General features: G+C 67.5%; 18 protein-coding genes. 13 read left to right on the top strand and 5 right to left on the bottom strand.

Annotation, left to right across the window (positions count from 1 at the left end; translation table 11 throughout):
- Positions 1–16 precede the first annotated feature (16 nt).
- The 3 genes from IV112_RS16785 to IV112_RS16775 form a co-directional block, all read right to left on the bottom strand.
- Entirely contained in the window at positions 17–1339 is a 1323-nt protein-coding gene (locus IV112_RS16785) for a methyl-accepting chemotaxis protein (RefSeq protein ID WP_304005369.1), read from the bottom strand.
- Positions 1340–1511: 172 nt separating this feature from the next.
- Positions 1512–1976, bottom strand: coding sequence for a peroxiredoxin (locus IV112_RS16780; RefSeq protein WP_304005366.1), 465 nt, complete (start codon positions 1974–1976; stop codon positions 1512–1514).
- 43 nt (positions 1977–2019) lie between these two features.
- Complete coding sequence (locus tag IV112_RS16775; RefSeq protein ID WP_304005363.1) at positions 2020–5205, bottom strand: error-prone DNA polymerase; 3186 nt, start codon at positions 5203–5205, stop codon at positions 2020–2022.
- A gap of 580 nt (positions 5206–5785) precedes the next feature.
- Between IV112_RS16775 and IV112_RS16770 the strand changes: the two genes are divergently transcribed.
- The 8 genes from IV112_RS16770 (at position 5786) to IV112_RS16735 (ending at position 15237) form a co-directional block, all read left to right on the top strand.
- Positions 5786–7708, top strand: a complete 1923-nt coding sequence (locus IV112_RS16770) for a PrkA family serine protein kinase (protein WP_020165153.1) — start codon at positions 5786–5788, stop codon at positions 7706–7708.
- Between the two features lie 63 nt (positions 7709–7771).
- On the top strand, positions 7772–9049 hold the full coding sequence (locus tag IV112_RS16765) for a YeaH/YhbH family protein (protein ID WP_304005360.1): 1278 nt from the start codon (positions 7772–7774) through the stop codon (positions 9047–9049).
- On the top strand, positions 9046–10659 hold the full coding sequence (locus tag IV112_RS16760) for a SpoVR family protein (protein ID WP_304005358.1): 1614 nt from the start codon (positions 9046–9048) through the stop codon (positions 10657–10659). Before IV112_RS16765 ends, IV112_RS16760 begins: the two co-directional genes overlap by 4 nt.
- Before the next feature lie 45 nt (positions 10660–10704).
- Positions 10705–11079: a hypothetical protein gene (locus IV112_RS16755; RefSeq protein ID WP_304005355.1), complete on the top strand. Its 375-nt coding sequence runs from the start codon at positions 10705–10707 to the stop codon at positions 11077–11079.
- A 59-nt stretch (positions 11080–11138) separates the two neighbouring features.
- The gene (locus IV112_RS16750) at positions 11139–11837 is read left to right on the top strand and encodes a hypothetical protein (protein WP_304005353.1); all 699 of its coding nucleotides are present in this window, start codon (positions 11139–11141) and stop codon (positions 11835–11837) included.
- Positions 11821–13254: a TolC family protein gene (locus IV112_RS16745; RefSeq protein WP_304005351.1), complete on the top strand. Its 1434-nt coding sequence runs from the start codon at positions 11821–11823 to the stop codon at positions 13252–13254. Before IV112_RS16750 ends, IV112_RS16745 begins: the two co-directional genes overlap by 17 nt.
- A gap of 14 nt (positions 13255–13268) precedes the next feature.
- A complete protein-coding gene (locus IV112_RS16740; protein WP_304005350.1) occupies positions 13269–14684 on the top strand; it encodes a multicopper oxidase family protein in 1416 nt (471 codons plus the stop codon).
- 88 nt (positions 14685–14772) lie between these two features.
- Entirely contained in the window at positions 14773–15237 is a 465-nt protein-coding gene (locus IV112_RS16735; RefSeq protein ID WP_304005349.1) for a DUF411 domain-containing protein, read from the top strand.
- A gap of 66 nt (positions 15238–15303) precedes the next feature.
- Here the strand turns inward: IV112_RS16735 and IV112_RS16730 are convergent, their stop codons facing one another.
- Positions 15304–15504, bottom strand: a complete 201-nt coding sequence (locus tag IV112_RS16730) for a heavy-metal-associated domain-containing protein (RefSeq protein WP_304005346.1) — start codon at positions 15502–15504, stop codon at positions 15304–15306.
- A 184-nt stretch (positions 15505–15688) separates the two neighbouring features.
- On the opposite strand from IV112_RS16730, the gene IV112_RS16725 reads away from it, so the two are divergent.
- The gene (locus IV112_RS16725; RefSeq protein ID WP_304005343.1) at positions 15689–18109 is read left to right on the top strand and encodes a heavy metal translocating P-type ATPase; all 2421 of its coding nucleotides are present in this window, start codon (positions 15689–15691) and stop codon (positions 18107–18109) included.
- The gene (cueR, locus tag IV112_RS16720) at positions 18096–18491 is read left to right on the top strand and encodes a Cu(I)-responsive transcriptional regulator (RefSeq protein WP_304005341.1); all 396 of its coding nucleotides are present in this window, start codon (positions 18096–18098) and stop codon (positions 18489–18491) included. The genes IV112_RS16725 and cueR overlap by 14 nt, the downstream gene beginning before the upstream one ends.
- A gap of 475 nt (positions 18492–18966) precedes the next feature.
- Here the strand turns inward: cueR and IV112_RS16715 are convergent, their stop codons facing one another.
- On the bottom strand, positions 18967–19368 hold the full coding sequence (locus tag IV112_RS16715; protein WP_304005338.1) for a winged helix-turn-helix domain-containing protein: 402 nt from the start codon (positions 19366–19368) through the stop codon (positions 18967–18969).
- Between the two features lie 104 nt (positions 19369–19472).
- Between IV112_RS16715 and modA the strand changes: the two genes are divergently transcribed.
- Genes modA through IV112_RS16700 form a run of 3 tightly spaced genes read left to right on the top strand, consistent with a single transcriptional unit; the run spans position 19473 to position 22086 of the window.
- Positions 19473–20258, top strand: coding sequence for a molybdate ABC transporter substrate-binding protein (gene modA, locus IV112_RS16710; protein WP_304005335.1), 786 nt, complete (start codon positions 19473–19475; stop codon positions 20256–20258).
- Between the two features lie 14 nt (positions 20259–20272).
- Positions 20273–20938: a molybdate ABC transporter permease subunit gene (gene modB, locus IV112_RS16705; protein WP_304005333.1), complete on the top strand. Its 666-nt coding sequence runs from the start codon at positions 20273–20275 to the stop codon at positions 20936–20938.
- Positions 20935–22086 carry an ABC transporter ATP-binding protein gene (locus IV112_RS16700; protein WP_304005331.1) on the top strand — a complete coding sequence of 384 codons (1152 nt, stop codon included), beginning with the start codon at positions 20935–20937 and terminating at the stop codon, positions 22084–22086. Before modB ends, IV112_RS16700 begins: the two co-directional genes overlap by 4 nt.
- Positions 22087–22202 lie beyond the last annotated feature (116 nt).

Genomic DNA, 22202 nt, shown 5'->3' with positions numbered 1-22202 from the left:
CCGGCACCGCGCGCCGTCAGTCGCCGTCGGGGATGATGCGGGCGATCTGTTCGGTCGCCTCGCGCGTGCGCTCGGACAGCGTGCGCACCTCGTCGGCCACCACCGAAAAGCCGCGTCCGGCGTCGCCGGCGCGCGCGGCCTCGATCGCCGCATTCAGCGCCAGCCGGTTGGTCTGGTCGGCGATGGCGCGGATGGCGGTGACGATGGCGCGTATCTTCTGCACGTTGTCACCGAGCTGCTGGCGCTGCCGCGCCTCGACTTCCTGCAGATGGTGCTCGTTGTGCTCGGCCTCGATGCAGGTGAGCGCGCCGACCACGCGCAGCGGCGTACCGCGGTCGTCGCGCCGGGTGCGGCCGCGGGCACGGAACCAGCGGTAGACACCGTCCTTGCAGCGCAGCCGGTAGTCGATCGAGTAGGGCGTGTTGCCGCTGCGGTCCATCAGGTGGCGGGTGAAGGCTTCGAGCACGCCCGGCTTGTCGTCCGGGTGCAGGCGCGAGGCCCAGCTGTCGAGCACGTTCGGGAATTCCTCTTCGGTCTCGAAGCCGAGCAGGCGGCGGAACTGCGTCGACCACCAGAAGGTGTTGGACGGATTGACCGGGTCGCCGGCCACCACGTCGAGGTCCCAGATGCCGTCCGACAGCATGTCGCTGGCCAGTTCGAAACGGGTGAGCGCGGCGTCGAGTTTCGCCTCGTCCTCGCGGCTGCGGCTGATGTCGGTCAGCGAGCCGGCGATGCGCACGACGCCCTGTTCGTCGCGCACGGTGCGGGTGCGCGACAGCAGCCAGCGGTAGCTGCCGTCCTTGTGTGCCATCCGGTAGCGCGTGTCCGGCCAGTCGCCGTCGCGCCGGTCGGTCCATTGCCGCGCCAGCGTGTCGAGTGCTTGCTTGCGGTCTTCCGGATGCAGACGCGAGGCCCAGCTGTCGAGGCGATCCGGAAAGTCGTCGTGGTCGTAGCCCAGCATGCTGCGCAGACGGTCCGACCACCAGACCGGATGTTTCAGGTCCGGCGTGCGGGCGTCGCCCAGCCGGACTTCCCACAGTCCGGCGTCGACCACGGCGGCGATCAGACTGCTGCGCGCGCTCGCTTCGCTCAGCTCCTGACGCAGCGACTGCGCGTTGTCGGCGGCCACGTCCAGCATCTGTTCCAGTTCGTGCGCGCGCGTTTCGGCGTTGCGTGCCCGGTTGCGCAGACCGGAGAACACGCGGGACAGCGTGCCCAGCAGCTGCCGCTCATTGGCGCTGCCGCGTGGCGACGGGCAGTAGTCCTCGTCGCGCGATTCGCAGTCGGCGATGCGTTGCAGTTCGAACCAGAAATGTCGTCTGAGCAGCCAGGCCAGCATGCATCCTCCCCGTCGGTCCGGCGCACGACGCGCCGTGCAGCGGGGAGCAGATGACGTGCCATGAGGGCGGGCCGCGGAAAGGCTGGAATATCAGTGCCTTGTGTGAAGGCGTCTGGCGTGAACGGCGTCCACATGCCGGACGGCGTACGACAATCGTCCGTGGCGCGGGTGCTCAACGTGGCGGCAGCAGAGCGAGCAGTTCGTCGGCGTGGCGGCTCACGTCGGGTCGCTCGATCAGGTGTGCGATGCGACCTTCGGGGTCGATCAGTACGCTGATGCGCCGGTAGGCACCCAGCCAGCGGCGCAGCAGTCCGGCCGGACCGCTGCCGAGCGCGCCGTAGCCGCGGGCGATGCGCTGGCCGTCATCGACCAGCAGCGGGAAATCGAGGGCGAACTTGTCGGTGAAAGCGCGGTGCGCCGCGCTGCCCTGTGCCGACACGCCGAGCACGGTGAGCCCGCGAGCGGCGAGGTCGGCGCGACCGTCGCGGATGGAGCAGGCCTGTTTTGTGCAGCCCGGCGTGTCGTCGCGCGGATAGAAATACAGCGCCAGCCAGCGGCCGCGGTAATCGGCGAGGCGGTGGCGGTGGCCGTGCTGGTCGAAGGCGTCGAAGTCGGGAGCGGGCTGGCCGGGCGTCATGGCGTGCGGGAACGGTCGTGGAAGACGGGACTGTAGTCGCTTTCTAGTGGAAATCCCGACTGCGCGGCGTCAGCGCTCCGAGCAGTGCCGAGCGGTCGACCAGGCGGCGGGCGATCAGGTGGATCACCTCGCCTTCGCGCGACACCTGGCCGTAGATGCCGAGCAGGGTAGCGCCCAGCACTTCGTGCCGCTGTTTCTCCTGCACGTCCTTGTGCACGATGACGTTGGCCAGTCCGGTTTCGTCTTCCACCGTGACGAACATGACGCCGCTCGCCGTGCCCGGACGCTGGCGGCAGGTGACGATGCCGGCGGCACGGGCCAGTGCGCGGTCGGGCAGACGGCGCAGTTCGGCGGCGGTGATGAAGCGCTGAGCGGCCAGTTCGCCACGCAGCAGCGCCAGCGGATGGCGGCCCAGCGTGAAACCGAGGCTGGCGTAATCGGCGACGATGTCCTCGCCTTCGTGCGGTGCCGCCAGCGCGAGCGGCGTTTCGTTCACCGGCGCGTCGCCCAGCAGTGCGTCCGGGCGCCGCACCGCGGCCTGCCAGTGTGCCTGGTGGCGGTTGCCGGCGAGCGGCTGCAGCGCTCCGCCGGCAGCGAGACAGCGCAACTGCTGCCGGTCCAGCCGGGCGCGGCGGGCGAGGTCGTCGACATTCGCGAACGGTGCCTTTGCGCGGGCGGCGATCAGGCTTTGCATGGCGTCCTGCGACACGCCCTTGATCATGCGCAGGCCCAGCCGCACGGCAGGCCCGGATGCGCGCGACGACGACGGACGTTCGAGCACGCAGTCCCAGCCACTCACCGTCACGTCGGCCGGATGTACGTCGACGCCGTGCGCGCGTGCGTCGGCGATCAGCTGGGCCGGCGCGTAGAAGCCCATGGGCTGGCTGTTCAGCAGGCCGCACAGGAAGGCGGCCGGGTGATGGCACTTGAGCCAGGACGAGGTGTAGACCAGCAGCGCGAAGCTGGCGGCGTGCGACTCCGGAAAACCGTAGCCGGAAAAGCCTTCGATCTGGCGGTAGATCTGTTCGGCGAATTCCGGCGTGTAGCCCTTGTTCAGCAGGCCGGCGGTCAGCTTGTGCTGGAATTTTTCCATCGTGCCGCGCTGTCGCCAGGCGGCCATCGAACGGCGCATCTGGTCGGCTTCACCCGGCGTGAAGCCGGCGGCGACGACGGCCAGCTGCATCACCTGTTCCTGGAAGATGGGCACGCCCAGCGTGCGTTCGAGTACCGGGCGCAGTTCGTCCGACGGGTAGTCGATCCGTTCCGGCGGCAGGTGGCGGCGGGCGAGGTAGGGATGGACCATGCCGCCTTGTATCGGCCCCGGGCGCACGATGGCGACCTGGATGACCAGGTCGTAGTAACGGCGCGGCCGCAGTCGCGGCAGCATGTTCATCTGCGCCCGCGATTCGACCTGGAACACGCCGGTCGATTCGCCGCGGCACAGCATGTCGTAGGTCGCCGGGTCTTCGGGCGGAATGTCGGCGACGCTGCGGGGCATCGGTCCCGGCCCTGTCGCCGGTGACGCCGGATGCGCATCGGCGTAGGTCGCCAGCGACTGCAGCGTCTTGCGTATCGCGGTCAGCATGCCGAGCGCCAGTACATCGACTTTCATCAGGCCGACCGCTTCGAGGTCGTCCTTGTCCCACTGGATGACGCAGCGATCCGGCATCCGGGCGTTCTCTATCGGCACCAGGCGCGACAGCCGGCCGCGCGCGATGACGAAGCCGCCGACATGCTGCGACAGGTGACGCGGCGCGCCGATCAGTTCATTCGCCAGTTCCATCAGCCGGCGTACGTGCGGCGAGGCGGGGCTGAAGCCGGCTTCGGCCATGCGGTCCTCGCGCACCTGCCTGCCGTCCCACCACATGTGGCCGCGCGTCAGGCGGTCGAGCGCGTCGTCGCTGAAACCGAGCGCGCGGCCGACGTCGCGCAGCGCCGAGCGCGGCCGGTAGCAGGTCAGGCTGGCGGCCAATGCGGCGCGGTCGCGGCCGTACTTGCCGTAGATGTACTGGATCACTTCCTCGCGCCGCTCGTGCTCGAAATCGACGTCGATGTCTGGCGCTTCGTTGCGCTCGCGCGAAATGAAGCGACCGAACAGCATGTTGGCCCGCCACGGGTCGACCTCGGTCACGCCGATGCAGTAGCACACCGCCGAATTGGCGGCCGAACCGCGGCCCTGACAGAGGATGCCGCGGCTGCGCGCCCAGGCCACGATGTCGTACACGGTCAGGAAGTAGGGTTCGTACTTGAGCTCGGCGATCAGCGCCAGTTCGTCCTCGATCTGCTGGCGCAACTTGCCCGCCTTCAGTTCGAAGGTGGCGTCGTCCAGCCTGACCACGCGACGGATCTGCCCGCAGCGCTCGACGTAGCCGCGTTCGGCCAGATGACGCAGCCAGGACGCCGGTGTATGGCCGGCCGGCACGATCTCTTCCGGGTACTCGTAGCGCAGTTCGTCGAGCGAGAAGCTGCACTGCGCGGCGATGTGCACGCTCGCGGCCAGCTGTTCGGCCGGATGGATCTGCGCCAGCCGGTGCGGCAGGCGCAGGTGGCGCTCGCCGTTCGGAAACAGCCGTTCGCCGCATTCGGGCAGCGTGCGGTGCAGGCGGATGGCGGTCAGCGTGTCCTGCAGCCGGCGTCGCTGGCGCACATGCATGTGCACGTCGCCCGCGGCGCACAGCGGCAAGCCGCTGGCGTCGGCCGCCGCCTGCAGCGCTGCCAGCTTGGCGCAGTCGTCGGTACCCAGGTGCAGTTCCACCGCCAGCCAGGCGCGCTCACCGAAACGCGATCTGAGCCAGCAGCCGTGCGCAGCCAGCGTGGCGGCATCGGCGATGTCGTCGTCGGTCGGCGCCAGCAGCGCGATGCAGTCGGCCAGGCCAGCGTCGAGGTCGGCCAGCGTCAGGTGGTAGCGGCCCTTGTCCGCCGCCATCCGGCCGCGCGTGATCAGTTCGGCCAGATTGCCGTAACCGTTGCGGTTGCAGGCCAGCAGCACCAGCTTGGGTCCGTCGGCCAGGCGGATTTCGCTGCCGATGATCAGCGCCGGTTTCGGGTCGGGCAGGGCACGCAGTGCCACGTGGGCGCGCACGACGCCGGCCAGCGAGCATTCGTCGGTGATGGCCAGTGCCGTGTAGCCGAGTGCGGCGGCGCGCTCGGCCAGTTCCTCCGGCGACGAGGCGCCGCGCTGGAAACTGAAGTGGCTCAGGCAGTGAAGTTCGGCGTAGGGCGTGGACATGGTGTGTACTGTATTTTCATACAGTGCATGTCGGCTGTCGACCGCACGCGCCGTGCGCGGCGCAGACCGCAGCTGCCGATGACCGGTTGTCGCCCCGATGCGGGATCTGTACCGGGGCGCGCCAGCGGTGCGACAGGGTGATCGTGCACCGGCGTGGTGCGCGCGACGGCGAGCCCTTTCGCCGACCGCGTCCGCGGCGCCCGCGCCAGGCGGGCCCTTGAGCGGAACACTGCGATGACGATGGACACCGCGTGGCCCGCGCACGGCGAGCATGGACCACAACTTGCTCAGGACCGGTCAACGGACTGCCGGGCACACACGTGAACAAGCGTGAGCACGCGGGAACTTCGCGTTGCAGGGGGTATCGACTCGACAACAAGTGTTGCATGTACGCATCTTGTGTCGCACGACTCGACACAGCGTCCATGCTTCGGAGCAGGATGGTGATCGCGGTGCTTATCGGGCTTTCATCGAGCCCGCGAGTGAACCAAGCTGAACATGTGGTGGTGCGGAATGTGCGCGCAGGCCGCGGGCTTCCGGACTACCTGTTTTGAAGGTCAACGGAGACTTGGAGATCAGCATGGACATCGTCAGTCATTTCGCCGCGCGTTTCGAGCGCACCCGCGAAGAGGAACTTTCGCTGGAGGAGTACCTCGCGGAGTGCAAGCGCGATCCGATGGCCTACGCCAGCGCGGCCGAACGCATGTTGAAGGCGATCGGCGAACCGCAGACGGTGGACACCCGCAACGACCCGCGGCTGTCGCGCATCTTCGCCAACAAGGTGATCAAGATCTATCCGGCCTTCGCCGAGTTCTACGGCATGGAGGACGCGATCGAGCAGGTGGTGAGCTACTTCCGTCACGCCGCACAGGGCCTGGAAGAGAAGAAGCAGATCCTCTATCTGCTGGGTCCGGTCGGCGGCGGCAAGTCGTCGATCGCCGAACGTCTGAAGGCTCTGATGCAGGAAGTGCCCTTCTACGCGATCAAGGGTTCGCCGGTGAATGAGTCGCCGCTGGGCCTGTTCGACCCGACCGAGGACGGCGCCATCCTCGAAAAGGAATATGGCATCCCGAGCCGTTACCTCAACCGCATCCTGAGTCCGTGGGCGGTCAAGCGGCTGGAGGAATTCGGCGGCGACATCCGCAAGTTCCGCGTGGTCAAGCGCTACCCCAGCGTGCTGAAGCAGGTGGGCATCGCCAAGACCGAACCGGGTGACGAGAACAACCAGGACATTTCGTCGCTGGTTGGCAAGGTCGACATCCGCAAGCTCGAAACCTATGCACAGGACGACCCGGATGCCTACAGCTTCTCCGGCGGCCTGTGCCTGGCCAACCAGGGCCTGCTCGAATTCGTCGAAATGTTCAAGGCGCCGATCAAGGTGCTGCATCCGCTGCTGACCGCAACCCAGGAAGGCAACTTCAAGGGTACCGAAGGCTTCGGCGCGATTCCGTTCGACGGCGTGGTGCTGGCGCACTCGAACGAGAGCGAGTGGAAGGCCTTCCGCAACAACAAGAACAACGAAGCCTTCCTCGACCGCATCTACATCGTCAAGGTGCCTTACTGCCTGCGCGTGTCCGAGGAAGTGAAGATCTACGAGAAGCTGCTGCGCGGCTCGTCGCTGGCCGAGGCCGTGTGCGCTCCGGGCACGTTGAAGATGATGGCGCAGTTCGCCGTGCTGACCCGGCTCAAGGAGCCGGAGAATTCCAGCCTCTATTCGAAGATGCAGGTGTATGACGGCGAGAACCTGAAGGACACCGATCCGCGCGCCAAGAGCTATCAGGAGTACCGCGACTACGCCGGCGTCGACGAGGGCATGAGCGGCATCTCCACCCGCTTCGCGTTCAAGATCCTGTCCAAGGTGTTCAACTTCGATTCGACCGAGGTGGCGGCCAACCCGGTGCACCTGATGTACGTACTCGAACAGCAGATCGAGCGCGAACAGTTCCCGCAGGACGTCGAGCAGAAGTACATCGCCTGCATCAAGGAACACCTGTCGCCGCGCTACGCCGAATTCATCGGCAAGGAAATCCAGACCGCCTATCTGGAAAGCTACAGCGAGTACGGCCAGAACATCTTCGATCGCTACGTCACCTACGCGGACTACTGGATACAGGACCAGGAGTACCGCGATACCGATACCGGCGAAGTGTTCGACCGCGCCTCGCTGAACGCCGAACTGGAAAAGATCGAGAAGCCGGCGGGCATTTCGAACCCGAAGGATTTCCGCAACGAGATCGTGAACTTCGTGCTGCGGGCGCGCGCCAACAACGCCGGCAAGAACCCGGTGTGGACCAGTTACGAAAAGCTGCGCACGGTGATCGAGAAGAAGATGTTCTCCAACACCGAAGAACTGCTGCCGGTGATCAGCTTCAACGCCAAGGCCAGCGCCGACGATGCCAAGAAGCACGAGGACTTCGTCAATCGCATGGTCGGCAAGGGCTACACGCCGAAGCAGGTGCGCCTGCTGTGCGAGTGGTACCTGCGCGTGCGCAAGAGTTCGTGACGGTGGTGGTGCATCGATAGACAAGACCGGGGCGACGCTGCCCCGGCGGGAAGGGGACACATCTTGCAGCAGATCATCGATCGCAGACTGGCCGGCAAGAACAAGTCCATCGGCAACCGCGAGCGCTTCCTGCGCCGCCACAAGGAGCAGATCCGCGAGGCGGTGCGGCGGGCGGTCGAGGGGCGCGGCATCCGCGACATCGCGCAGGGTGAGGACATCCACATCCCGAAGCGCGACATCAGCGAACCGGTGTTCGGCCACGGTCAGGGCGGCTCCCGTGAAATGGTGCACCCGGGCAACAGGGATTTCGTCCGTGGCGACCGCATCGAGCGGCCCAAGGGTGGCGGTGGCGGCGGGGCAGGTTCGGGCAACGCCAGCGATTCCGGCGAGGGTGAGGACGATTTCGTCTTCCACCTCACCAAGGAAGAGTTCATGCAGGTCTTCTTCGACGACCTGGCGCTGCCCAACCTGATCCGTACCACACTGGCCGAGACGCCGGAGTACAAGACCCATCGTGCCGGTTTCTCCAGCGACGGCACGCCGAACAACCTGCACGTCGTGCGCTCGATGCGCGGGGCGATCGGCCGGCGCATCGCGCTCGGCAGCGAATCGCGGCGCGAACTGCACCGGCTCGAAGCGCTGCTCGAAGACCTGCGCGCGCAGCCGGGCACGCCGGCGCGGCTGCACGAGATCGAACAGATCGAAGCCGATATTGCCGCGCTGCGTTCGCGCATCGACCGCATTCCCTATCTCGACCCGATAGACCTGCGCTACCGCAGCCGCGTGCGCACGCCGGTGCCGACCGCGAAGGCGGTCATGTTCTGCCTGATGGACGTGTCGGGCTCGATGGACGAGGCGCGCAAGGATCTGGCCAAGCGCTTCTTCATCCTGCTCTACCTGTTCCTGACCCGGCACTACGAGAAGATCGAAATCGTGTTCATCCGCCATCACACGCAGGCGCAGGAGGTGAGCGAGCACGACTTCTTCCATGCCACCGAAACCGGTGGCACCGTGGTGTCGAGCGCGCTGGTACTGATGGAGGACATCATCCAGGCGCGCTACCCGCGGGGCGAGTGGAACATCTACGGTGCGCAGGCCAGCGATGGCGACAACTGGCACGACGACAGTCCGCGCTGCCGCGAAATCCTCGAACAGAAGATCCTGCCGCTGGTGCGCTACTTCGCCTACATCCAGGTGGTCGAGCAGGAACAGAACCTGTGGCACGAGTACTCGGATCTCGCGATGGAGAGCGAGAACTTCGCCATCCGCAAGGCGGCCGAGGTCGACCAGATCTATCCGGTGTTCCGCGACCTGTTCAAGAAGGAAGGAGCCGCGAAATGAGCGATACCTACGACCGCCGCAACAACGGTCGCGCGGCCTCGCCGGGCGAATACGGCGGGCGTCGTCATCCGGCGCCGCTGAGCGCACCGCTGCCGCTGAAGGAACGCCCGACCGCCCGGTTGCCGGCGCCCAGCGACTGGACCTTCGAACTGATCGAGCAGTACCACGACGTGATCCGCGCCACCGCGCAGCGCTTCGGGCTCGACACCTATCCGAACCAGCTCGAGATCATCACCGCCGAACAGATGATGGACGCCTACGCCAGCGTAGGCATGCCGGTGAACTACCGGCACTGGAGCTACGGCAAGGAGTTCATCGCCACCGAGAAGAACTACCGGCGCGGCCAGATGGGTCTGGCCTACGAGATCGTGATCAACAGCAATCCCTGCATCAGCTACCTGATGGAGGAGAACACGATGGCGATGCAGGCGCTGGTGATCGCGCACGCCGCCTACGGCCACAACAGCTTCTTCAAGGGCAACTACCTGTTCCGGATGTGGACCGACGCATCGTCCATCATCGACTACCTGGTCTATGCGAAGAACTACGTCGCGGCCTGCGAGGAGCGGCACGGCATCGACGCCGTCGAACTGCTGCTCGACAGCTGCCACGCGCTGATGAACTACGGCGTCGACCGCTACCGTCGGCCGAGCAAGCTCAGCCTGACGCAGGAACTGGCGCGCGCCAAGGACCGCGAGGCCTACGCGCAGCAGCAGGTGAACGAGATCTGGCGCACGCTGCCGCCGAAACTGGGCCGCGACGAGGCGGAAAAGGAAGCGCCGCGCTTCCCGGCCGAACCGCAGGAAAACCTGCTCTACTTCATCGAGAAGAATGCGCCGCTGCTCGAACCGTGGCAGCGCGAAATCGTGCGCATCGTGCGCAAGGTGGCGCAGTACTTCTATCCGCAGCGCCAGACCCAGGTCATGAATGAGGGCTGGGCCACCTTCTGGCACCACCACCTGCTGAACACGATGTACGACGACGGCTTCCTCGACGACGGCATCATGATCGAGTGTCTGAAGTCGCACACCAACGTCGTCTACCAGCCGCCGGTCGGCCACCCCGCTTACAGCGGCATGAACCCGTACGCGCTGGGCTTCGCGATGTACACCGACATCAAGCGCATCTGCGAGGCGCCCACCGAGGAGGACCGCCTGTGGTTCCCGGACATGGCGGGCAGCAGCTGGCTGGAAACGCTGGACCACGCGATGCGCAACTTCAAGGACGAAAGCTTCATCGGCCAGTACCTGTCGCCGCGCGTGATGCGGGCCTTCCGCCTGTTCGCCATCACCGACGACGATACCGAGCCGACGCTGGAGGTATCGGCCATTCACGACGAGTCGGGCTACCGCAACCTGCGCGAAGCGATGTCGCGGCAGTACGATCTCGGCTCGCGCGAACCGAATATCCAGGTGTGGAGCGTGAACCTGCGCGGCGACCGTTCTCTGATGCTGCGGCACACACAGCACAACAACCGGCCGCTGCACGACGGCGCCTACGAAGTGCTCAAGCATGTCGCCCGGCTGTGGGGCTTCCCGGTGCATCTGGAAAGCGTGAACGGCCAGGGTGCGGTTGCCCGGCGCTGGACGGTGGACCCGAGCACGACTTGACTGGTGTCATGCGAACTTCGTCGATGCGCTGATATCCTAGTCCCCATGCGTTCCGCGACCCGCCTCCTGCTGACCTTCTTGCTGCTGCTGGCATTGCCCCTGCAAGGCTTTGCCGCGGCGGCGATGATCAGTTGCGCGCCGTCGCATCACGGATTGCAGACCACTGTCACCCTGCACGATGATGCGGCCGCGCACGCGCATCACCAGGGCGGTGATCATGACCCCGTTTCGACACCTTCCCATGGCAAGCACGCCTGCAGCGCCTGTGCCGCCTGCTGCATCGGTGGCGCCCTGATGCCGTCCGCGCTGCGGCTGCCCGGCGATTTTTCGACGCACCTGCGTCCGCTGCCGGCGCCCGTAATACCTCCGGCATTCATCACCGAAGGCACCGAACGCCCGCCCAGACACGACCTCGCCTGACACCCGAAATCCGTCCACGGTGGGCGGAAGTCGATACACCTGTCTTTCGCGAGGTATTCATGGTCCATCTTTCCATCCGGATGCTGCTTGCCGCAGCGTTCGTCACCACGTCCGCCTGGGCGGCCGATCCGACGGATCCGGCTGCACCCACGCGGTCACTCGATCACCGCTCGGTGTTCGACACCTACCGCGCCGGTAGCGCAGGCGCTGTCGGCAACTGGCGGGAAGCCAACGACGCGGTCGGCCGTCAGGCCGACAGCCACGCGCACGATCACGGCAGCACGACGTCCGCGCCGCCTGACCCGCATGCCGGCCACGATCACGGGGCGCAAGCGGCCACCGATCCGCATGCGGGCCACCACGGACAGATGCACGGTCACATGCATGGCCCCATGCATGACGCGCATGCGCCTGGACACAAGGACGGCGGCGCTGCCGCCGCGTCGCCTGAGCCGCATGCCGGCCATGATCATGGCGCACCGGCTGCCGCCGACGCGCACGCCGGCCACGGTGCCGGCACGCCTGCAGGTGGAGCAGCCAAGCACGATCACGGCGCTGCCGGCGGCGACGCGAAGCCGCATCACTGTCCGCACCACGCCGCTCACCACGCGTCGATGCACGAGCAGATGCACGGCCGGATGCATGACGCGCATCGGTCAGGACACCAGCACGGCGGCGATTCCGCGGCGATGAAGTCGGGCCACGGACACCGCTGCCATCACGACAGCAAGGAGGGCGGCGATGCGCACAAGCACTGATAGTGGCCGGTTCAGGCTCGTGCCGCTGGCGGCGGCGGTTGCGCTGCTGGCCGGTTGCGCGAGCTTCAGTCCGGACGGCGGTTTCGGCACGGTCGAACAGACCGCACGCGACAAGCTGGGCAAGGAGGTCCGATGGGCGCGCAGCGACGAGGACCGCAAGGCGGTTGCCGACCGCGTTGCCGAACTGCTGGCGCAGCCGCTGTCGGCCGACGACGCCGTACAGATCGCGCTGCTGAACAATCGTGGACTGCAGGCGGGTTTTCACGAACTGGGCATCCGCGAGGCAGAAGTGGTGCGCGCCGGCCGCCTGCCCAATCCGACCTTCTCGATGTTCCACGCCAGCAAGCGCGAGAACGGCGTGCGCGACTACAAGATCGAGCAGGCGCTCACCTTCAACATCTTTTCGCTGCTGACGATGCCGCAGGCGGTCGAGGTGAATCGCCGCGTATTCGAACAGTCGCAGCGCGCGGTATCGCTGCAGGTGCTGCGGCTGGCGGCCGACGTGCGCCGCGCCTGGGTACAGGCGGTGGCCGCCGGCGAGACGCTGCGCTACATGGAACAGGTGATGGAGGCTGCCGACGCCGGTGCCGAGCTTGCCCGGCGCATGCGCGCTGCCGGCAACTACAGCGCGCTGGCACAGGCGCGCGAGCAGGGCTTCCACGCCGATGCGGCGCTGAATCTGGCGCGCGCGCAGCAGGCGCACACTGCGGCGCGCGAACGGCTGACGCGGCTGATGGGTCTGTGGGGCGAACAGACCGCCTTCCGCCTGCCCGACCGCCTGCCCGAACTGCCGGCGGCGGCCCTCGACGCACCGGACATCGAGCGTCAGGCGATGGGCTCGCGCATCGACCTGCAGATTGCGAAGCTCGACGCCGAAGCGACCGCGCGCAACCTCGGGCTGACGAAGACCACGCGCTTCATCGACGTGCTGGAGGTTGGCCCCGCGCGCGTACTCGAGGGGCGGCGCAGCGAGTCCTACAAGAAGGGTTACGAGATCAGCTTCGAACTGCCGCTGTTCGACTGGGGCAGCTCGCGCGTCGCGCGGGCCGAGGCCATCTACATGCAGTCGGTCGAGCGGGCCGCCGAAGCGGCGGTCAATGCACGGTCGGAGGTGCGCGAAGCGTACGCCGGCTATCGCACGGCCTTCGACATCGCGCGCCATTACCGCGACGAGGTGGTGCCGCTGCGCAAGCGCATTTCCGACGAAAACCTGCTGCGCTACAACGGCATGCTGATCGGCGTGTTCGAACTGCTGGCCGATGCGCGCGCGCAGGTGGCCGGCGTGAATGGCTACATCGAGGCGCTGCGCGATTTCTGGATCGCCTGGGCCGATCTCGACATGGCGCTGGTCGGCCGCCCCGATCTGGCGCCGCCGCCCGGCGCCGCCATTGCCACGGCAGCCGACGCGGCGCACTGAACAGGATTCCACCCATGACTTCCCGCAGAGATTTTTTCCGCAATGCAGGCGTGGCCGGTGCGGCCGTGGCCGCGGCCACGGTCAGCCGCGTCGCACTGGCCGCCATTCCCGAGCCGGTGATCGAAACCTCGCCCGACACGCGCGGCCCCTTGCTGCCGGCAAACGGACGCCCCTACAACCCTGTCGTCACGCTGAATGGCTGGACGCTGCCCTGGCGCATGAAGGACGGCGTCAAGGAATTCCACCTGGTGGCCGAGCCGGTGGTGCGCGAAATGGCGCCCGGTTTCAAGGCACACCTGTGGGGCTACAACTGCCAGTCGCCGGGCCCGACCATTGAGGTGGTCGAGGGCGACCGCGTACGCATCTTCGTGACCAACAAGCTGCCCGAGCGCACCAGCGTGCATTGGCACGGCCAGCGCCTGCCCAACGGCATGGATGGCGTGAGTGGCCTGACCCAGCCGGCGATTCCGCCGGGCAAGACCTTCGTCTACGAATTCGTCGCGCGCCGTCCCGGCACCTTCATGTACCACCCGCACGCCGACGAAATGACGCAGATGGCGATGGGCATGATGGGTTTCTGGGTCACCCACCCCAAGGGCCGCCACCCGCAGATCGCGACGGTCGATCGCGACTACGTGTTCCTGCTCAATGCTTACGACATCGATCCCGGCAGCTACACGCCGAAGACGATGACGATGCTGGATTTCAACCTGTGGTCGTGGAACAGCCGCATCTTCCCCGGCATCGCGCCACTCGTCGCGCGCAAGAACGACCGCGTGCGTCTGCGCATCGGCAATCTGACGATGACCAATCACCCGATGCACATCCACGGCCACGAATTCGAGGTCACCGGCACCGACGGAGGCCCTGTGCCGAAGTCGGCACGCTGGCCCGAGGTGACGGTGGACATCGGCGTCGGCCAGATGCGGCAGATCGAGTTCATCGCCGACGAAGAGGGCGACTGGGCCTTCCACTGCCACAAGAGTCACCACACGATGAACGCAATGGGCCACGACGTGCCCAATCTAATCGGCGTCGATCATGACGGGCTGGCCGAACGCATATCGAAGCTCGTGCCGGGCTACATGACGATGGGCGAACGTGGCATGGGCGACATGGCCGACATGAAGATGCCGCTGCCCGAGAACACCGCACCGATGATGACGGGCGACGGTCCTTTCGGCTCGGTCGAGATGGGCGGCATGTTCTCGGTATTCAAGGTGAGGCGCGAACAGAAGCCGGGCGACTACACCGACCCCGGCTGGTTCCGCCATCCGCCGGGCACCGTCGCGCACGAGGTCGGCGAGGCGCCTGCGGCACCGCCGTCGCCGAGCGGCCATGATCACGGTGCGTCGAGCATGCCGCGTGCGCAGTCGCAGGATATCGAAGTGCAGGTGCGCAAGCCGGCCGGCGGCGCGCACGAGCATTGATGAACCCCTGTGCCGGGCCTTGCCCTGTCTGCTCCCTGGGAGAAAGACAACTTCGGGCGGCCCGGCTCTTGTCGAGAAAGGATGTCACATGAACACGACACGTCGCGCGCTGATCGGCGCGCTCGCCACCGCGGCCCTGCTGCCGCGCGCCGCCACGCTGATGGCGGCGCCGAAGCCGCTGGTCGAAGTCTGGAAGAGCCCGACCTGCGGCTGCTGCAAGGACTGGGTGGTTCATCTGGAAGCGAACGGCTTCGCGGTTAAGGTGTATGAGACCGGCAACAACGAAGCGCGCGCACGGCTGGGCATGCCGGCGAGGTTCGCTTCCTGCCACACCGCGCGGGTCGACGGCTATCTGCTCGAAGGCCACGTGCCGGCGAGCGAGGTGCACAGGATGCTGAAGGAAAAACCGAAGGCGCTCGGCCTGGCGGTACCGGCGATGCCGGTCGGCTCGCCGGGCATGGACGGTCCCGAGTACAAGGGCCGCAAGGATCCGTACGACGTGCTGCTGGTGCAGGCGGATGGCAACGCGAGCGTCTATCGCAGCTATCGCTGACGCCGCCCGGCCGGGCTTTTGTGGGAGCGAGCTTGCTCGCGATTGCGGCCTGCAGCAAAGACCGGATTACGCCGGCGGGTAGTCCGCCTCGGTCAGCGCGCTGCGCAGGGTTTCCGCGTCGACGGTCGAGTCGATGCGCACGCGGTGGGTCGGCAGGTCGATGTCGACCTTCGCGCTGTCGTCGATGCTGGCGACCAGCGCCCTGATGCGGCCGGCGCAGTGACCGCAGGTCATGTCGGGGACGGTGAATTCGATGGTCGTGCTCATGGCGGGGCTCCGCTGTCGGGTTGGGATGGGAGGATGATGGACCTTGCCACGATGGGAAGGTCAAGCGTCTTGTCGCTTTCATTTCGTTTCGGGATCGCCGGCGTCGGCGGCTGAATTTTCCGCTTGACCTTGCCATCATGGGAAGGTCGACACTGGGTCCGTTCTCCCGATAGAGGATTGTCCGATGAACACGTCCGATCTGCCCGCCGGTGCGGGCCCGCTCACTCGCTGGGAATTCGGCGTCGATGGCATGACCTGCGCCTCCTGCTCGACCCGGGTCGAAAAGGCCTTGGCGCGCACGCCCGGCGTGGTGTCCGCCAGCGTCAATCTGGCGACCGAACGTGCGACCGTCGAGGCCGACGCCTCGGTCGATGCCGCCGCGCTGCAGGCAGCGGTCGACAAGGCCGGCTACGTACTGAGGCCGCAGGCACTGCGGCTGAACATCGAAGGCATGACCTGCGCGTCCTGCGTGGCGCGGGTCGAGAAGGCGCTGAACAAGGTGCCGGGCGTGCTGTCGGTCAGCGTCAATCTGGCGACCGAAACCGCGGACATCGTCAGTGCCGCCGACAATCTCGGCGCGCTCCAGGCGGCGGTCGAGCGCGCCGGCTATCGTGCAACGCTGCCGGCGGCCGCGCCCGAGGCCGAACCTCGCGGTGCGCTGCCCGAATGGTGGCCGGTGGCGCTGGCGGTTGCGCTGTCGCTGCCGCTGGCACTGCCCATGGTGGGCATGCTGTGGGGCGCGCACTGGATGCTGCCCGGCGGGCTTCAGTTTCTGCTCGCGACACCGGTGCAGTTCTGGCTCGGCGCCCGCTTCTATGTCGCCGGCTGGAAGGCGCTGCGCGCCGGCAGCGGAAACATGGACCTGCTGGTCGCGCTCGGCACCTCTGCCGCCTGGGGCCTGAGCGTCTGGCTGTGGCTCACCGCCAGCCCGGGTGCGATGCCGCATCTGTATTTCGAGGCGTCGGCAGTGGTGATCACGCTGGTGCTGCTCGGCAAATGGCTGGAAACCCGCGCCAAGCGGCAGACCACCGACGCCATCCGCGCGCTCAACGCGCTGCGTCCGGACACCGCGCGGGTACGCCGCGACGGTGTAGAGGTCGAACTGCCGCTGGCGCAGGTCGTGCTCGACGACGAGGTGGTCATCCGCCCGGGCGAACGGGTGCCGGTGGACGGCGACATCGTCGATGGCGCCAGCCAGGTGGACGAATCGCTGATCACCGGCGAGAGCCTGCCGGTCGCCAAGCAGGTGGGCGACCGTGTGACCGGTGGTGCGGTCAACGGTGAGGGCCGGTTGGTGGTGCGCACGCGGGCCATCGGCGCCGAAACCGTGCTGGCGCGCATCGTGCGGCTGGTCGAGAGCGCGCAGGCCAAGAAGGCACCGATACAGCGCCTGGTCGACCAGGTCAGCGCGGTGTTCGTACCGGTGGTGATCGCGCTCGCCGTGCTCACCTTCGGCGGCTGGATGATCGCTGGTGCCGGTGTCGAAACGGCGCTGCTGAATGCGGTCGCGGTCATGGTGATCGCCTGCCCGTGCGCGCTCGGGCTGGCCACGCCGACTGCCATCATGGTGGGCACCGGCGCCGCGGCGCGGCACGGCATCCTGATCAAGGACGCCGAGGCGCTGGAAATCGCGCACCGCGTGTCGGTGGTCGCCTTCGACAAGACCGGCACGTTGACTGAAGGACGACCGGAACTGGTCGCGTTCGAGCCGGCGGTCGGTGCGCCCGGCGAGCTGCTCGCGCTGGCCGCTGCCCTGCAGGCCGGCAGCGAGCACCCGCTGGCGCGCGCAGTCAGCACGGCTGCGGTGCGCGAAGGCGTGACGGTATTGCCGGCGAACGAACTGGCGGCGGTCGCAGGGCGCGGCATCGAAGCGACCGTCGACGGCCGCGCGCTGAAGCTGGGCAGTTCGCGTTTCATGGAAGAACTGGGCGTCGATCTGTCGCCGCTCGCGGCTCGCGCCGCGCAACTGCAGGCCGAGGGGCGCACCGTGTCCTGGCTGGCCGACCTGACGAGTGCGCCGCGCCTGATCGGACTGCTCGCTTTCGGCGACACGCTGAAGGCGTCGGCGGCGGGAGCGGTGAGCCGCCTTCAGGCAGCCGGCGTTCGTACCGTGCTGGTCAGTGGCGACAACCGGGGTGCCGCGGCGGCGGTGGCTGCGCAATTGGGCATGACCGACGTGCGCGCCGAAGTGCTGCCCGAGCACAAGGCCGAAGTCGTGGCCGAACTGAAGCAGGGCGGGGCGGTGGTCGCCATGGTGGGCGACGGCATCAATGACGCGCCCGCGCTGGCCGCCGCCGACGTCGGTATCGCCATGTCCACCGGCACCGACGTGGCGATGCACGCCGCCGGCATCACGCTGATGCAGGGCGACCCGGCGCGCGTGGCCGACGCGCTCGATATTTCCCGGCGCACCTGGGCGAAGATCCGGCAGAACCTGTTCTGGGCCTTCGCCTACAACGTGGTCGGCATTCCGCTGGCCGCCGCCGGCATGCTGAATCCGGTGATCGCCGGCGCGGCGATGGCTTTCTCCAGCTTCAGCGTGGTCAGCAACGCGCTGCTGCTGCGGCGCTGGAAACCCGAAGAGGTGCGCGATGAACATCGGTGAGGCGGCCGCACGTTCCGGCGTGTCGGCCAAGATGGTGCGGCATTACGAGTCGCTCGGCCTGCTGCCGCAGGTGGCGCGGACCGAAGCAGGTTACCGGCAGTATGGTGATCGCGAGGTGCACACGCTGCGCTTCATCCGCCGCGCGCGCGACCTCGGATTCTCGATGACGGAAATCGCCGATCTGCTGGCCTTGTGGCAGAAACCGGACCGCGCCAGCGGCGACGTGAAACGCATCGCCGAGGCGCACATCGCCGACCTCGACCGGCGCATCGCCGAAATGACGGCAATGAAACGCACACTGGCGGAACTTGCCCGCTGCTGCCACGGCGACGGCCGACCGGACTGCCCGATACTCGACGGCCTTGCGGATAACGCCCGGTAGTCCCGGCAACGGGTCCTCATTCGACGATGCGGCCCTGGCCGCGACGCGGCCGCTGCAGTCCGCTGGCTTCGCTTCAGGCTGCTGTCGGGGTCAAGACCCCTCCCACAGGCCCCCCGCTCGGGCTCTAGCCTCGAATTAGGCGCAATTCCCGTGGGAGCGGCCTTGGCCGCGACAGGGCCGCTGCAGTCCGCAGGCTTCGATTCAGGCTGCTGTCGGGTCGAGACCCCTCCCACAGGACCCCCGCGCGGGCTCCGGCCTTGAATTAAGCGCGATTCCCGTGGGAGCGGCCCTGGCCGCGACAGGGCCGCTGCAGTTCGCAGGCTTCGATGCAGGCTGCGGTCGGGGTCAGAAGACCCCTCCCACAGAACCCTTGCGCAGGTCTGGACCGCCGGTCAGGCGAAACCGTTGTGGGAGCGGCCTTGGCCGCGACGCAGCCTCAGCAGTCTGCAGGTCTTGATACAGGCTGCCGTCGGGGTCAGAGGACCCCTTCCACAGAATCCGTCCCGGCATCGGGCCGGATCAGTGCCAGCAGTTCGGGCAGGCGGCGCGAGGCGGCGAGGCGGGCGTCCTCTTCGATCGCCCGGTAGAGCGCCAGCACCTGCTCTCCGGTGGCGGTCAGCCGGGCGCCACCGCCGGCCGAGCCGCCGCGCTGCTTGGTCACCAGCGGCTCGACGAAGTCCTTGTTCATCGCGTCGACCAGTGACCAGATGCGCTGATAGCTCATGCCCAGCCGGCGACCGGTTTCGGCCAGCGAGCCGGTCGTCGCGATGCCTTCGAGTACGTCGGCCTTGCCCGGACCGATCGCCACCGCGTGCTTGATCTGCACGCGAAACCGGGTGCTGTGTTCGAGGGTGGCGGGCGCTGCCTTGGTGTTCATCGCGGATCGAAGACGGAGGGAAATGCATCGAGCACGATACTCGTTATACTCACCGCGCGATATCCATACGGATATATATCGAGTCGACCGGAGGCGCGCCGTTCATGAGAGCTGTCTGCCTGATCCAACGCATCGCGCTGCTGTGTGTGCTCGCGTTTTCGCTGACAGCGCCGGTGCGGAGCGCCGAGCCGCCGACGGTCGCCGCGGCGTCCGACCTGAAGTTCGCGATCGACGAGGTGGCGGCCCGCTTCGAACGCGAAACCGGCCAGCGGATGCGTCTGGTTTTCGGTTCGTCCGGCAACTTCTTTTCGCAGATCCGGCAGGGCGCGCCCTTCCACCTGTTCATGTCGGCCGACGAGGATTTCGTGTTCCGGCTGGCCGATCAAGGCCTGACGCAGGACCGCGGGCGGCTCTACGCCTACGGCCGCATCGGTCTGATCGTGCCGCGCGGGTCATCGTTGAAGGCCGACGGCGAACTGCGGGATCTGGCGCAGGCGCTGCGCGACGGGCGGCTGAAGAAGTTCGCCATCGCCAACCCCGAACACGCACCCTACGGCGCCCGGGCGAAGGAAGCGCTGCAGCACGCCGGCGTGTGGGCCGACATCGAACCGCGGCTGGTGCTGGGCGAGAACATTTCGCAGGCGGCCCAGTTCGCGACCTCGGGCGCGACCCAGGGCGGCATCATCGCGCTGTCGCTGGCGAAGTCGCCGCAGGTGAGCGCGCTCGGCGAATTCGCGCTGATCCCGGAGAACTGGCACCGCCGGCTGGCGCAACGGATGGTGCTGCTGCGCGGCGCGCCGCCCGCTGCACGTGCCTTCTACGACTATCTCGCCACGCCGGCGGCGCAGGACATCATGCGCCGTCACGGCTTCGCGATGCCCGGCGAGTGAAGGAAGGACAGGTCATGGACTGGCAGGCTTTCTCGCTGTCGATCGAACTGGCGGCGGTCACGCTGCTCGTGCTGCTGCCGCCCGGCGTGCTCACGGCGCGCTGGCTTGCGCGCACGCGCTTTTCCGCTAAGGCCTGGATCGAAGCTTTCGTCGTGCTGCCGCTGGTGCTGCCGCCCACGGTGCTGGGCTACTACCTGCTGGTGTCGCTCGGCGCCGGCTCGCCTTTCGGCGCCTGGATGCTCGACACCTTCGACGTCCGGATGACCTTCAATTTCGCCGGCCTGCTGATCGCCTCGCTGGTGTTCAACATTCCATTCATCGTGCAGCCGGTGCAGCGTGCCTTCGAAGCCATACCGGAGAACCTCGCCGAAGCCGCCGCGGTCTGCGGGTTGAGTGGCTGGCAGACCTTCTGGCGGGTCGAACTGCCGCTGGCCTGGCCGGGCATCCTGTCCGCCATGGTGCTCACCTTCGTGCACACGCTGGGCGAGTTCGGCGTGGTGCTGATGATGGGCGGCAGCATTCCCGGCGAGACCAAGACGGTGGCGATCGCGATATACGACCGCGTGCAGTCCTTCGACCTCGCCGGTGCCGACCGCATGGCGCTGCTGTTGCTGGCGCTGTCGCTCGGTGCGGTGGCGGCGTCCTTCTTCGCGTCGGCCAGACTGGCGGCCCGGCGATGAACGGCGATCAACGCGCTGCCCGCGCACTGCGGGTCGATATCGCCCAGACCGAGCCGATGCCGCTGTACGGTCGCTTCGACTGCGCGGCCGGCGAACTGCTGGCGCTGGTCGGCCCGTCGGGTGCCGGCAAGACGTCGATGCTGCGCGTGCTGGCCGGACTGATGCGGCCGCAGCGCGGTCGCATCGAGGTCGGCGCGCAGCTGTGGTGCGACAGCGAGCAGGGCGTCTTTCTGCCGCCGCAGCGTCGCCACGTCGGTCTGGTGTTCCAGAACTACGCACTGATGCCGCACCTCAGTGCGGTCGACAACGTCGCACTGGCCATGCTGCACCTGCCGCCGGGCGAGCGCGCCACGCAGGCGCGGCGCTGGCTCGACCACGTCCACCTGTCGCGCGAACAGCAGCAGCGGCGACCCGCCGCCTTGTCCGGCGGCCAGCAGCAGCGCGTGGCGGTGGCGCGTGCGCTCGCTCGCGAACCGAAGCTGCTGCTGCTCGACGAACCGTTTTCCGCAGTCGACCAGATGAGCCGGCAGGGGCTCTACCGCTTGCTGGCCGATCTGCGCAGCGATCTCGACATTCCCATCCTGCTGGTGACGCACGATCTGAACGAAGCGCGTCTGCTGGCCGACCGCCTGGTGGTGATGGACGCCGGCACCGTGCTGCAGGAGGGGCCGCCCGAACACATCCACCGCGCACCGCGCAACGCGCGCGTGGCCGACCTCGTGGGCATGCACAACCGTTTCCAGGGGGTCTGGGTGGGGCCGTCGGGCCGGGCGGGCTGGGGCCTGCTGAAATGGGTGTCGGCGGCGGGCGGTGACAGCGGCGACATGCTGCTTGAGGTGCGCGACAAGGGAAAGATCAAGCCGGGCCAGCCGGTGAACTGGGTGGTGCCGGGTGACGGCATCCTGCTCGGCGCGGACGGCAGCGGGCAGGAACTGGAGGCGACGGTGAGCGAGGCCCGCCACCTTGGCGAGATCACGCTGGCATCGCTGACGCTGGAACGCAATCCGCAGATCAGTCTGCGCATCACGCTGGCCGGGCCGCAGCGCCGCCGCATCGGCAGCGGCGACCGGCTGGCACTGCGTCTGGACCCCGCGCTGGTCCATGTGATGCCCCTGCACCAGCGGCCACCGGGCCTGAGTCCGGATTAGTCGGCGGGCATGCCGGGTTGCCGATCGGCGCCGGGTTTTCTGTCAAGGTGGAGAGCGTTCAATCGCGATCAAGCTCGCTTGTATGTTCTGCCCTGGCAAGCGTAGGAATAGCTTGT

Origin of the sequence: Methyloversatilis discipulorum (assembly GCF_018780585.1) — a bacterium.
GTDB classification, from domain to species: Bacteria; Pseudomonadota; Gammaproteobacteria; order Burkholderiales; family Rhodocyclaceae; genus Methyloversatilis; species Methyloversatilis discipulorum_B.
The sequence above is the reverse complement of the archived record's forward strand: the minus strand, read 5'-3'. Positions and strand labels throughout refer to the sequence as shown.